This window comes from Phyllobacterium ifriqiyense (genome assembly GCF_030817885.1).
Classification (GTDB): domain Bacteria; phylum Pseudomonadota; class Alphaproteobacteria; order Rhizobiales; family Rhizobiaceae; genus Phyllobacterium; species Phyllobacterium ifriqiyense.
On record NZ_JAUSZT010000003.1, the window covers coordinates 1334930 to 1348551 of the forward strand.

A 13622-nucleotide genomic window follows, 5' to 3' on the forward strand; every position below is an offset into this window, starting at 1 on the left:
TCGACTGGATAGCTGACAGGAGAGGGCTCATGGATCATCAGAATTTCGCCGCCGGGATTGCCGATATCGAAGCTGCCGCAAAGAGATTGTCCGGGCAGCTTGTGCCGACACGGCTGATGGAATCGGAAAGTCTCAACGACCGCTACAATGCGCGTATTTTCTTCAAGCCAGAATGCCTGCAACGGACCGGCTCATTCAAGTTTCGCGGTGCCTATAACCGTATCAGTCAATTTACGCCGGAAGAGAAAGAGCGCGGGATCGTTGCATTCTCTTCAGGCAATCACGCACAAGGCGTCGCAAGTTCTGCCCGCATATTCGGCATCAAGGCAGTCATCATCATGCCCAGCGATGCGCCACAGGTTAAGGTTGATAATACCCGCTCCTACGGGGCGGAGGTTGTGTTTTTTGACCGTTACACCGAGAGTCGGGACGTGATTGCCGCCCCCTTCATTGAAGAGCGTGGCATGGTTTTGGTGCCGCCTTACGATGACCCATCCATTATTGCGGGTCAGGGCACGATCGGGCTTGAAATTGCTGATGAAGCCAAAGAACGCGGTATCACGCTGGATGATGTATTTGTGCCCAGCGGCGGTGGTGGTCTCATCAGTGGCGTCTCGATTGCAGTAAAAGCGCGCTCTCCGCAAACGCGCATTTGGGGCGTCGAACCGGAAAACTTTGACGATTTGCGCCGTTCATTGGTCGCTGGTGAAATTCGCAGCAATGAGACGGGATATCGCTCAATCTGCGATGCAATTCTTACTGCTCAACCCGGCGATCTCACATTTCCAATCAACAGGCAAAATCTGGCCGGCGGCATCGCTGTTTCCGATATCGCCGTGCGCAAAGCCATGCGCGAGGCAGCAAGCCATTTGAAACTGGTGGTTGAGCCCGGCGGTTCTGTTGGTCTTGCTGCGCTGGCTTCTGGCGAAGTCGATATCAAGGGCAAGACGGTGGCGGTCGTCCTTTCAGGAGGCAATGTGGACCTCGACTCTTTCAGTAAGCTGATTGCGTCTTAATAGGTTTCTGACTTTAATCGTTGGTAGCTACCGCTATAAAAGCTGAACTCTTGTCATCAGTTTGTTACGCTGAACTTCTAGCCATTCTGGAACGGTTCTAATCCGCAACCCAGCCAGACAGCCAGAGGTCACGCCATGAATGATCAAACTCCCGTTTTCAGAACCAGCCAGCTTGAAGAGAATGATGGTCCTGGCCACAATCCGACCGACAATCCAACAATGGGCGAGCTCATTGCAGCTCGATTCTCCCGCCGTGGCTTTCTGAAAGGATCACTCGCGGTTTCAGCTATTGCAGCCACCGTCAGCCCGATGGCGCTGATGCTGGCTGATGATGCTCGCGCTGAAACCAAATCTGCTTTCAGTTTTGAGGAAGTAGAAGCCGGCATTGATGAAAAACACCATGTTGCAGCCGGATATGATGCGGATGTGCTTCTACGCTGGGGCGATGGAATTTTCGTGGATTCTCCAGAGTTTGATCCGCGTAATCAGACTCCGGAATCTCAGGCGAAGCAGTTTGGCTACAATAATGATTATGTCGGTTATATTCCGATAGATGGCTCGTCTGAGCATGGTCTTCTGGTCGTCAACCATGAATACACGAATGAACATCTCATGTTCCCAGGCATCGTTAAGGTTGCTGAGGGCAAGATCGAAGTCGCTCCTGCCGACAAGAAGCGTGTTGATATCGAGATGGCTGCCCATGGAGGCACTATTGTCGAGATCAAGAAGACCGATGGTAAATGGCAGGTCGTCAAGGACGGCAAGCTGAATCGCCGCATCACCGCCAATACCGAGATGCAATTGTCCGGTCCTGTTGCCGGTCATGACCGTGTAAAAACCAATGCAGATTCCTCCGGCAGAAAAGTCTTCGGGACAATTAATAATTGTGCTGGAGGCGTCACGCCCTGGGGCACCTATGTGATGGCCGAAGAAAATATTCATGGCTATTTCACAGGCGAACTGGCTGCCGACAGCAAGGAAGCGGCAAACTACAAACGCCTCGGCCTTCCGGAGGGCAGTTATGAATGGGGCAAATTCCATGATCGCTTCGATGTCTCGAAAGACCCCAATGAAGCCAACAGGTTCGGATGGATTGTCGAAGTCGACGTGAACGATCCGGTATCTGTCCCCAAGAAACGCACCAGCATGGGCCGCTTCAAGCATGAAGGCGCTGAGTCGATCGTTTCCAAAGATGGCCGAGTCGTGTTTTATCTCGGCGATGACGAGCGTTTCGACTACGTTTATAAGTTTGTAACCACCGGCAAGTTCAATCCTGATGATCGCGCTGCTAATCTGGACCTGCTGGACGAAGGCACGCTTTACGTCGCAAAGTTTGAAGCCGACGGAACTGTTAACTGGTTGCCGATAGTGCATGGCACCGGTCCTTTGACAGCCGAAAACGGGTTCGCCTCGCAAGCGGATGTTTTGATTGAAACCCGTCGTGCAGGCGATCTGTTGGGCGCTACCAAGATGGACAGGCCGGAAGACATCCAGCCGAATGGTGTCAACGGCAAGGTCTATGTCATGCTGACCAATAATACCAAACGCAAGGACGATCAGATCGACGCTGTCAATCCACGTGCCAAGAACGCGTTCGGCCATATCGTTGAAATTGCCGAGGCTGATGGCGATTTCGCCGCAACAAAGGGCAAATGGGAAATATTGCTCAAGTGCGGCGATCCTTCCATTGCCGATGTCGGCGCATCTTTCTCCACCGAAACCACAAAGAATGGCTGGTTCGGCATGCCGGACAATTGCTCTGTCGATGCTGATGGACGGCTGTGGGTTTCAACGGATGGCAACTCGCCGAAGGACACGGGCCGTACCGATGGTCTATGGGCGGTTGATACGGAAGGTGCTGCCCGTGCGACCTCGAAACTTTTCTTCCGCGTGCCGATCGGCGCAGAAATGTGCGGTCCGCTGATGTTGCCGGATATGGCAACCATGATGGTCGCCGTTCAGCATCCCGCTGATGGCGGCGAAGATTGGGAAGGTTTTGGCCGTCCGTCCTATTATGAAGACCTTTCGACCCGCTGGCCGGACTTCAAGGACGATATGCCCGTCCGCCCGTCCGTCGTCGCAATCACCAAAAAGGGTGGTGGCAAGATCGGCGTCTGATTAGCACAATCATTGAGAAAGGCCCGGCTCTGAAATGGCTCAGAGCCGGGCCTTATCGTATATTACTATTGCGCTTTGCTGTTCTTATTTTGGACAGCGACCATTCGAGGGCCGAACTGATCCCGTCCCAATGTCTGGAACTGGATGTCCGCAAGAGCAACCTTGCCTCTGTCTTTAGGAAACGTCAGCTTGAGTTCTTTCAGATTGTTTAAGTCAATTCCAGCAAATGCTTTCAGTGGTATCGCCACCATGTTGAGAAGCATCTTAACCTGCCCGGTTGAATAGGGCTTGTCGATGGGATCATCAATCATGGGCCGGCCTTCAGCCTTGGTTTTTGGTGCGTTATAGAGCGCACCACTGAAATCGCTGGCTTCGATAGTCGCTTCCTTACCAACATTATCAGTCAGTGTTACCAAAACCTCCTGCCCCATCGGGCGCACGACCGCTATGCGGAAGCTCAAAGTATCGTGGGGCGCTGCCGAAGTGCCAAGTAGATCATTTGTAATTGTGGCGCCAGCTTTGGTCCACGAAAGTTCAGCATGTTCTGCTATGGATCGTAGGCCAGAACCACCCCAACTATTGAATTCAAAGCCTGCTATGCGGGCAGGTGAGCAATTGCCTGCGCTCCGCGCTCCATCAGGCATGTCACACCGGGCTAAGTTGTTGAAGCCGGTAGAGGTGACCGGGCCGCCGAGCGAATTGATGCTAAGGCTTTCTGCCGATGCGAAGTGCTGAATCAGTTTGCGTTGGCCCTCATTTCGCTGAATTGTCAGGATAACGCGTTCGTCACAGGGGCCGCGTCCTACAGGGCAGGCAGCCTCTGGCAGTTGGGCCATTCCGTTCCACCAGCTTGCAAACTGTTGTTCTCCTCCCACATGATAGCGCATGAAAGAATTAATAAGATAAAGTCCGTTGCGTCGTTGGTCTTCATCGCTGACCCTTATGGTATCTGTGTGGTTCGCCATGCAATGGCCAGGTCCCGCGGTAGTGGAGAAATCGTCATTGATCCAAGTTGTATTGTAATAATTATGGTTGGCGCCTTGAACCGCTATTTGATAGCGTGTTGCCGTATCGCTGCCATTGCCAAATCTGTTGTGATCATAGGAGATTGCTCCTTGCAGATTGAGCATGTCGCCATCGCAGGTGGGTAGAAGTGCAGCAAGCGGCACGCCGTTCAAATCCTTGTTGCCGCCGAAATCTGTAGGCGCGAGAAGAAAGGCTGCCCTGAAGTCATAGGGTGAAGCCGTGTCACTACCTTCTGCATAGAAAATATTGTATTTGGCTATCGCTGCTCTGAATTTTTCTTCGTCGAGACTTACAACAGTTTTAGCTGTTTTTGGTATAAACACATCGGCAAAGTCCGGATATGCGGTTATGTATTTTGTTGGATTGACCGAAAGCGCTACTGCCAGTCCCGCATAGCTGGCACCTCGACGGTTCTTGTTGAATTTGATTGTGTTTGCAACACCTTGTCCTCCTCGCGAGTGGCCCATAATGCCAATGCGCTCAAAGTCAAATTTTCCTTTGAGTTTGTTCAGTGCGCCAGCATTGCCATTTTTGTCAACTTGACCATGCTCGTTAATCTGGCGTAGCCGGTCCAATGTCCCTAAAACCAGTTGCGCCCGCGACTGACCGGATTGGTCGCCATCAGCGTTGATGGCGTTAGCGTCAATCGAGAGTACAATATAGCCGTGAGTGGCCAGATTCTCTGCCAGATAATCATAACCCCGATAATTTGGATCTGCTGGGGTGTGCTGTCCATGTAGAAAGACAATGACGGGATATTGGCCTGGCGGCGTCGGCGAGACTGACTTCATGGGATAGCGAATCCATCCCTTGATCGGGGTGATCAGAATCTGCCCGTATGTGAAACTGCTGGAGTCAGTGCTCACGGATGCTACAAGATTGCCGAGATCATACTCATAGGCCGGTGAAGACCAGAATGTCGGATTTTCAATCGTATCGGGCGAGGTTGTGACAAAGCGTGTAACCTCTTCCCGCTCCTTCACAGCTAATGGCGCTATTTCCTGTTCTGTTGTTGTCACCTTCCCACCATCGAATATAACGAGCGGGTCTTGGACCACGACACTCGCCTCGGGCGGGACAGCAGATGACGTGCCGGGAACTGCCGTTACTATCCCCACGACTACTTCGTCCGAGCTATCTACTAAGGCAGGAGGTGCAACGATCTTTTCCGCAACGATGGCGGGAAAGGTTGACGCAGTTTCGGAAGTTGTATCGTTACTCTCGCTGCAGCCTGATAAAACGGCAAACAGCGGCTGAAATTATGCATGATCGAATAATGCGTTTTCGAAAAATATCCTTCATGAAACAGTAATCCTTATTATTAGGCTGCTAAAATATTCCAGCCACGCGCTTAAAATAAAATTCGGCATTCACTGGCGTGTCGGCTGAGGGCCTCGCGCCAAGTGGATGCCGATAACAGAGCAATAAACGTGCCAAAAAGGCACGTATTCAACGAACGTATTAGGCTGGTTCAGTCCGGCCAATCAAACGCTGGATCTGCCAGAGCGCGTACATGGTCGCGGATATCCCGCGGCCAGTCCTCCGTCAGTTCAGCGAAGCGCTGATAGTTTCCGCCATAAAGCGCGCGGGTGACCTCTTCATAATGCGGCTGATTGCCGGCCATGGCCAGCATGAAGCGGTCTGCCGCTTCCTGCGCCTGACGCTTTGCCTCGCGCCCACCATTTGCGGTCCGTGCAGCATCTACAAGCTTGCGTAACGTAACGGAGGCGCCGCCCGGTTGCGCTGCGAGCCAGTCCCAATGGCGCGGCAGGAGCGTTACCTCGCGTGCCGTAACGCCAAGTTTCGGACGGCCCGGCTTGCGTGGTTCACTATTGTCCAGCCGCGCCAATATCTCCGCATCGGTGCCGCGCAGATCAAATTCAATCTGCCTGCCTGTTGCATCATCGAAAATGAGAACCGCCTCGCCATTATCGTCCAGACGCTTCAGCGTCAGAGCCACCTCCGCCGGTGTTCCACTTGCGATTTTCCTGTTGCCCTGAAAGGCGCTCACACTGTTCATAATCATCATCCATTGCTCAAACGTTGCCCTGGATTTACCCGGATAAAACTCCGCCGTCAATATACCCGGGTAAAACTATTCGCAGCGAATATTGCCTGCCGCTACGCTCGCCCTTCCAAATCGCCTGAAAATGCTCTATGTGGCGCGCATGAGCACTCCACTAGATCACATCCGTAATTTCTCCATCGTCGCCCATATCGACCATGGCAAATCCACCCTTGCTGACCGCCTGATCCAATCGACCGGCGGGCTGGAGCTTCGCGACATGAAGGAGCAGGTGCTCGACTCGATGGATATCGAGCGCGAGCGCGGCATCACCATCAAGGCGCAGACTGTCCGGCTGCACTACAAGGCCAATGATGGCGAGACCTATGTCCTCAATTTGATCGACACGCCCGGCCATGTCGACTTTGCCTATGAAGTGTCGCGCTCGCTCTCGGCCTGCGAAGGCTCACTGCTGGTGGTCGATGCCTCGCAGGGCGTTGAGGCGCAGACGCTGGCCAATGTCTATCAGGCCATCGACAATAACCACGAAATCGTCGTGGTGTTGAACAAGGTCGATCTTCCCGCCGCCGAGCCGGAGCGTATCCGCGAGCAGGTGGAAGATGTCATCGGCATTGATGCCAGCGAGGCTGTGCTGATTTCGGCAAAGACCGGCCTTGGCATTCCTGATGTGCTGGAAGCCATCGTCAAGCAGCTGCCGCCCCCGCGCGAAGGAGATCGCACCAAGCCGCTGAAGGCCATGCTGGTTGACAGTTGGTATGACTCCTATCTCGGCGTTATCGTGCTTGTGCGTATCATTGATGGCGTGCTCAAAAAGGGCCAGACCATCCGCATGATGGGCACCGGCGCGAAATATCCGGTTGAGCGCACCGGCGTGTTCACGCCGAAAATGGTTGCCATGGATGAGCTTGGACCCGGCGAGTTCGGCTTCATCACCGCTTCGATCAAGGAAGTGGCCGATACGCGCGTTGGCGATACCATCACCGAGGACAAGCGCCCGACAGATTCCATCCTGCCCGGTTTCAAGCCTGCGCAGCCTGTGGTGTTCTGCGGCCTTTTCCCCGTCGACGCGGCGGATTTTGAGGATCTGCGCGCTGCCATGGGCCGCCTGCGGCTCAATGATGCGTCGTTCTCATTTGAGATGGAAAGCTCCGCGGCGCTGGGCTTCGGCTTCCGCTGCGGCTTCCTTGGGCTGTTGCATCTGGAAATCATTCAGGAACGGCTGGAGCGCGAGTTCAATCTTGATCTCATCGCCACCGCGCCAAGCGTTGTCTACAAGCTCAACATGACCGACGGCAAGCAGATCGAGCTGCACAATCCTGCCGACATGCCGGACGTGATGAAGATCGCCACCATTGAAGAGCCATGGATCAGGGCAACCATCCTAACGCCGGATGATTATCTCGGCTCGATCCTCAAATTGTGTCAGGACCGCCGCGGCATCCAGATCGATCTCAACTATGTCGGCAAGCGCGCCATGGTCACCTATGACCTGCCGCTCAATGAAGTCGTGTTCGATTTCTATGACCGCCTGAAATCGATCAGCCAGGGCTATGCCTCGTTTGATTATCATCTGTCGGATTACCGCGAGGGTAATCTGGTCAAGATGTCCGTGCTGGTCAATGGCGAGCCTGTGGACGCCCTGTCGATGATGGTGCACCGCGGCGCTGCCGAAAAGCGCGGCCGCGACCTTTGCGAAAAGCTGAAAGACCTCATCCCCAAGCACATGTTCAAAATCCCGATCCAGGCGGCCATTGGCGGCACGGTGATCGCGCGCGAAACCATCTCGGCCCTGCGTAAGGATGTGACGGCAAAGTGCTATGGCGGCGACGTCTCGCGCAAGCGCAAGCTTCTGGAAAAGCAGAAGGAAGGCAAAAAGCGTATGCGCCAGTTCGGCAAGGTCGAAATTCCGCAGGAAGCCTTCATTCAGGCGCTGAAGATGAGCGATAACTAATATAGTGCCGGATGGTGGAACCGCTTTGCCGGGATCACGAACCAGACAAAACCGGATAGCGGCCCGCCGCTATCCGCGCTTCCCTCGCGCCATTTCCCGCGCCCACAGGCCCTTGCGCCTTCTCTGCGGCTTTCTTGGCTGCGCGCTTGTCCTGTGCACCGCCTCAGCCTGCACCACGCCGCGCCCAGCCCCCACGCCGGTCATTATCGACCCGCAACGCCCCGAACCTGCCACGCCGGGCATCAAGCCCTTGACGGTGGAGCAGGAGGAGTGGGTGAGCAAGAACGTTAACCCTCATATTTGCTGAATATCAATTGGTGGAAGGCGTGCACCTGCCGTCCCATTCCAAATACAAACCAGAACATCGCATGAACAAATCTTAAGAAATATGGTTAACGAATCATTGACAAAGCGGATTCTTGCCTATATTTTGTATAAGAAAATGGATTCTTTCTATATATGGTCTACATGTCTCGCATCCGTGAAAACGATTTAATAATACCAGCTCTACGGTTGATAGCGGCGTTTGGTGATAGCGAATTTGGTTTGGAGAGCACCGTTCTTGCGAAAAAGTTGCGTGAAATAGTACGCCCTTCTGCTGAGGACCGAGAAATATTGGGCGGCAGGAAGGATGATAAACTCAGCCAAGTTATTCGGAATCTGGTCAGTCACAGAACCTTGGAAAGAAAGGGTTTGGCGAAGTATCGAAAGGGTACTGCTTATACAAGAGGAGCTTACGTGCTCACTGAACTAGGGCGTGCCTCGATTCAACCAACCACGAAGGACTAACCTTTGTGCGCTTTAGACAATAATTAGGAAAAAGAATGATGATAAGAAGAGATCTAGCTATCTGATATTTGAACACCGTATCAGACAGCAGTAACAGAAAGGGCCACACCACACGTCGATTGGTACTCGACTGTAATGTGACCCATGGTGTCAGCAGACAAGCCCCAATCCGCTGAGCGGAGTAACTGAGGATGTCGATTTTCTGAACTTCACAGTCATAGAATCGCATTTCTTTGTCTCCGTTTCAAGGGGCAACTTGAAGCAGGAAGACAATCCTATGAATGATAACGGGAAACCGAGCTACAAACTCACTTTTGAAGATGCAGTAGTCATTTGGCTACGCTACTTAGATGGAGAGTTTCAAAATCGCATAGCGGCTAATTTCGATGTAAACCCTGGTCGCGTGAATGAAATCCTAAAAGAACGAGCGCATCGGGGAAGCAAGGAAGAGGCACTTAAGCAGCGCGCTGCATGATGAAAAGTACCAACGCCTACGGGCGTTGGTACCCTCGAAGTGTACTCATGTTTCTGGTGATGGAGGTAGGTTTTTCAACGCCCAAAAGCCCGCACCTAAACCTTTCGGCGCCGTAAAGAGGTCCTCTCTGTGTTGGAAGGCTTCTGATTCCGATGAGTGTATTTCAATTTCTTTTCTAACAACTTCTGCAAATGAACGCGGCGCGGATCGAGCGTTCGCCAATCTTATTTCCCGCACCTTTTTGTAAATATCTGAATAATATCCAGAGCCACCAAGCTCATTTAAGGCGGTTATGATGTCATCAACCCAACGAATTCTCGGATTGCTAGCCTCTCCCAACTTTTTATTTGGTCCGACTACACCAAGAATGCGTTCCAAGATTTCACTTTCGGAGTTTTCGCCTTTTAAACGTGCTGCCCAAATCGCAGCAAAGACATCAGTTGTAATTGCTATTTCACGCATGGTTGCATCCAATTCAGAGGGTATAGGAACTATATAGAGGTATTTAGAGGTAATTGCAAGGCATTCGCTGTTTGCTGACAGGTAAAGTTCCAATCTAGGCATACCTGCCATTCCAATATTGCACTGCACAATCTGCTCATCTCCGCATACTCTATGGCTAACCAAACAGCGCCATAGGATCAGGCCATGAGTTTTATCTTTGATTTTGCCACACGCGGGCGTCGCCGCAATGATGCGGATTATCGTAATGCGCTAGCTTTGCTGAACAGCATGAGCGCCGCAGACCGCGCCGATATTGGCATCAAGCAAGCGGATTTCACCCGCATTGCCCGCGAGATGACCCGCCGCTAATCTGCTTGATGGCAGTGCACGGCCTGCCGTTTGGCAGGCTCAATCCTTGCCAAGTTCAGGGTGAGGGTGGGGAAGTCGGAGGCAAGAAAAATGCCTCCACCTTTTCCCTCATCTTCAGCCGCTGGCCATTGCTTTCGGCTTGTCGTGCCTGGATGCCATGGTGGGGTCTTTTGATTTGAGGGCGAAGCCTATGCGGGCATGCGCGTAAATTTCATCACCCAGTTGGTTTCCCATGTCTCGCCGCCATCCTTGGAAAAGGCTTGCTCCCAGAGCGGAGCTTTGGGCGAGGGCGTCCAGTGAAAGCGCACGCGCACCGGCGTGCCATTATCCGTATCATTGCCGTAAAACACGCCTTTGCCATCGTCAAAATGGCCGATGACCGGCGGAAACAGGAAGTTGCTGCGGCTGTCGGCCCAATGGAGCGACCATGATCCATCGCGCGGGTTAAACAGGCGCAGCGTGATGCCGGAAAAACCTTGGCTCGGCATGTCCATTTCTTCAAGATTGGCGGTATCGTTCAAAAGCTTGCGCACAGTCGATGTGGCGTGAAACTCATCCCATATATGGCATCCGGCAAAGCGCTCCTTCAGCCGCAAATTGCGAATGTTCCAGTTTCCAATGAGGAAATCAAAATCCGTCGCACTGCCATTGATATGTGCTGATCCGTCCATGTCCGCGCCTCCCGCCCGTTTCGCGCATGTTTTATAGCGCAGGGCTCCTGACAACCTTCTGTCAGGAGGGTGTCAGTTGGGTGGCATGTTTGATTCATAAAATTCCCCTCCCTGACGTTTCGCGCCCCGGGGCGCCACTTGTCTCTTCTGTCCTTCAGACCCCCACAAGGGGGTAACCGCATTGCCCTCGAGATGCCCCGTCGCTGATTGATGGCAGCGTTTGTCTCTTGGCTGCGTTTGCTGGTGTGCGTGGTTCGACAAGCTCACCATGAGGAAAGTTTTGTGGGTTGCAGCGACAACTTGCTAGCGTTGCAATAGTTGCAATAGTTGCAAGAGTTGGTGCCCTGCAATCAAACCACCTCCCTCATCCTGAGCTTGTCGAAGGACGCACTTGGCTTGTGCAAATCAGGCTTTCCAAAAATAATCTCGACAAACTTATCCAACAGTTCCCGCTCTGAATTATTCTGCTCCTGTCCTTCCCGCGGGGAACAGCTTCCGGAGCCGTTCGAAGTTTGGGGAAGGATGGGCGCCTCCGATGGCGGGTTACGGACCCGTTATCCGGGGACGTTCTGTCCAAGGGTTCCCCTGCCGTTACTAGGAACGGCGCGTGCTGGACGAGCACTTTAAGGGGCGCAAGGCTAACGCATGGTGTGCCGCAAATGGCATGCCTTGGGTAGCCGAGGCCTCCCAAGCGGAACGGACAGAATGCAAAATCGCCGGACGGGCGGTCTTCGGATCGCTTACCTACTACAAAGACGCGCTTCGATGACCGCCCGTCTTTCCCACCATCTCAATAGCCAGACGCAAAAGCGGGCGTGGCAAGGAAAAAGCACGGAGAAAATCAGCATGGGTAAGCGCAAAAAATTTTCGCAGGATGATCTGGTGCCATTTTGCTCATTCATACCAAACCCGCTGCCGGAATTGCCCTTCACGCTGCAGCCAAGACATCCGCAACAAACAGATGAGCAATATGCTGCCGATATAGAGGGACAAAAGCGCGCCCACCGTCGCTATGTGGTGATGCTCTCGCTGTTTCAGGCCATGGCAACGGCACTTGGCTACCATAAGATTTGCAACAAGCCCGCCTGCCGCCGCAAACAATGCTGTATAGGACGGCGCGAATTTTTTCCCGAAAGACGACTATCCTGTCGTGCTTTTTCCGCTTTGCGGCACGGTGGAGATGGCGGAGCGGGCACGCGCGGCCGTACCCAAGATGCTTGCTATTCTGAAATCCGGTTACAACCCGCTCGTCGCACCCGACGGCACCTTACATCCCGGCGAGAAAATGCTAGAAGTCGAGCCATGACCACGAAACCGCGCATCACCATCACCTATTGTACGCAATGCAGCTGGATGCTTCGCTCCGCCTGGATGGCGCAGGAGCTGCTCTCCACATTCGGCGCTGATCTGGGTGAAGTGGCGCTGATTCCCGGCACAGGCGGCATCTTCGAAATCCACGTCAATGGCGACCTTATCTGGGAGCGCAAGCGCGATGGCGGCTTTCCGGAAGCCAAGGTTTTGAAGCAGAAGCTGCGCGATATTGTCTGGCCGGAGCGTGACCTCGGCCATTCCGACGGGCATAAGGCAAAGGGTGCGTCCTTCGACAAGCTCAGGATGAGGAAGGAAGTGCCTGCCAAAGATGGGAGGGAGCTTGCCACAATTCCTCATGGTGAGCCTGTGGAACCACGCGTAACAGGAATCCCAGTCTCACAAGATGAGGCAGAGAATTGAGTAAGCCCGAAATTACCAATACCAAGCTGGATGACGCGGCACGCGCGGGCTGGCTTTATTATGTTGCCGGCAATACGCAGGATGAGATTGCCGCAAAGCTTGGCGTTTCGCGCCAGTCGGCCCAGCGCATGGTGTCGTTGGCTGTTTCGGAAGGGCTGGTCAAGGTTCGGCTTGATCATCCGATTGCCCATTGTCTTGATCTGGCGGCACAGCTGAAAAAGCGCTTTGGCTTGAAGATGGCCGAAGTGGTGCCGACTGATCCCGGCTCCACCTCGACCACGCTTGGTGTTGCCGATGCAGCGGCGGCGGAAATGACGCGCTGGCTGAAGACGGAAGCGCCGGTGGTTGTCGGTATCGGCACCGGACGCACGCTGAAGGCTGCCATTGAAATGTTGTCGCCCATCGATTGCCCCCAACACAAGGTGGTATCGCTGACGGGCAATATCGCGCCGGATGGTTCGGCCGCCTTTTATAACGTCATCTTCAATATTGCCGAAAAGATAAAGGCGCGCAGTTTCCCTATGCCGCTGCCGGTCATCGCCTCTTCACCCGAAGAGCGCGAATTGCTGCACAGTCAGCCAATGATCCGCTCCGTGCTGGAATTGTCGGCCAAGGCGGATGTCGCCTTTATCGGCATTGGCGATCTGGGGGATGACGCGCCGCTTTTTGTCGACGGATTTATTTCCCGCGCCGAATTACAGACCTTGCAGCGGGCGGGTGCGGTGTTTGAAATCGTCGGGCGCGCCTTTGATCGCAATGGTATTGCTATTGAAGGATTGACCAATGAGCGCGTTGCCAGCGCCCTTATTCCTTCCCGTGAGACGGCCATGGTCATTGCTATCGCCAAAGGCGAAAAGAAGATGCCCGGCATAGCGGCCGCCCTCAAGGGCAGTCTTATCAATGGGTTGATCACCGACGAGCACACTGCCGAGGCTCTGCTCGCAGACTAAACTCCCTTTCATTGTGCACTGCAGCGACGAATTGCCCTTGACTAACTTCGCCCATG

Annotated in this window: 11 protein-coding genes and 1 pseudogene; 8 read left to right on the top strand and 4 right to left on the bottom strand. The window is 53.7% G+C overall.

The features are described from left to right. Positions 1–29 precede the first annotated feature (29 nt). Both QFZ34_RS14090 and QFZ34_RS14095 read left to right on the top strand, forming a co-directional pair. A complete protein-coding gene (locus tag QFZ34_RS14090; RefSeq protein ID WP_307282083.1) occupies positions 30–1016 on the top strand; it encodes a threonine ammonia-lyase in 987 nt (328 codons plus the stop codon). Between the two features lie 135 nt (positions 1017–1151). Further along, on the top strand, positions 1152–3134 hold the full coding sequence (locus tag QFZ34_RS14095; protein ID WP_307282086.1) for a PhoX family protein: 1983 nt from the start codon (positions 1152–1154) through the stop codon (positions 3132–3134). Between the two features lie 65 nt (positions 3135–3199). On the opposite strand, the gene QFZ34_RS14100 is transcribed toward QFZ34_RS14095, so the two are convergent. Next, the gene (locus QFZ34_RS14100) at positions 3200–5278 is read right to left on the bottom strand and encodes an alpha/beta hydrolase family protein (protein ID WP_307282088.1); all 2079 of its coding nucleotides are present in this window, start codon (positions 5276–5278) and stop codon (positions 3200–3202) included. Positions 5279–5631: 353 nt separating this feature from the next. Continuing rightward, on the bottom strand, positions 5632–6180 hold the full coding sequence (locus tag QFZ34_RS14105) for a DUF2239 family protein (RefSeq protein WP_307282093.1): 549 nt from the start codon (positions 6178–6180) through the stop codon (positions 5632–5634). A 148-nt stretch (positions 6181–6328) separates the two neighbouring features. Here QFZ34_RS14105 and lepA point away from each other — a divergent pair, with 148 nt between their 5' ends. The 3 genes from lepA (at position 6329) to QFZ34_RS14120 (ending at position 9401) form a co-directional block, all read left to right on the top strand. Beyond that, positions 6329–8137 carry a translation elongation factor 4 gene (gene lepA, locus QFZ34_RS14110; RefSeq protein WP_307282096.1) on the top strand — a complete coding sequence of 603 codons (1809 nt, stop codon included), beginning with the start codon at positions 6329–6331 and terminating at the stop codon, positions 8135–8137. 25 nt (positions 8138–8162) lie between these two features. Continuing rightward, positions 8163–8444 carry a hypothetical protein gene (locus QFZ34_RS14115; protein ID WP_307282099.1) on the top strand — a complete coding sequence of 94 codons (282 nt, stop codon included), beginning with the start codon at positions 8163–8165 and terminating at the stop codon, positions 8442–8444. 759 nt (positions 8445–9203) lie between these two features. After that, positions 9204–9401, top strand: coding sequence for a hypothetical protein (locus QFZ34_RS14120; protein ID WP_307282102.1), 198 nt, complete (start codon positions 9204–9206; stop codon positions 9399–9401). Between the two features lie 45 nt (positions 9402–9446). Here QFZ34_RS14120 and QFZ34_RS14125 read toward each other — a convergent pair whose 3' ends face one another. Further along, positions 9447–9974: a hypothetical protein gene (locus QFZ34_RS14125; protein WP_307282107.1), complete on the bottom strand. Its 528-nt coding sequence runs from the start codon at positions 9972–9974 to the stop codon at positions 9447–9449. A 75-nt stretch (positions 9975–10049) separates the two neighbouring features. Here QFZ34_RS14125 and QFZ34_RS14130 point away from each other — a divergent pair, with 75 nt between their 5' ends. After that, positions 10050–10214 carry a hypothetical protein gene (locus QFZ34_RS14130; protein WP_307282110.1) on the top strand — a complete coding sequence of 55 codons (165 nt, stop codon included), beginning with the start codon at positions 10050–10052 and terminating at the stop codon, positions 10212–10214. 188 nt (positions 10215–10402) lie between these two features. On the opposite strand, the gene QFZ34_RS14135 is transcribed toward QFZ34_RS14130, so the two are convergent. Then, complete coding sequence (locus tag QFZ34_RS14135; protein WP_307282113.1) at positions 10403–10885, bottom strand: hypothetical protein; 483 nt, start codon at positions 10883–10885, stop codon at positions 10403–10405. Between the two features lie 1302 nt (positions 10886–12187). Between QFZ34_RS14135 and QFZ34_RS14140 the strand changes: the two are divergent. After that, a pseudogene (locus tag QFZ34_RS14140) lies at positions 12188–12460 on the top strand (Rdx family protein); the annotation flags it as partial. Positions 12461–12612: 152 nt separating this feature from the next. After that, entirely contained in the window at positions 12613–13566 is a 954-nt protein-coding gene (locus tag QFZ34_RS14145) for a sugar-binding transcriptional regulator (RefSeq protein ID WP_115051591.1), read from the top strand. The last annotated feature ends 56 nt before the right edge of the window (positions 13567–13622 follow it).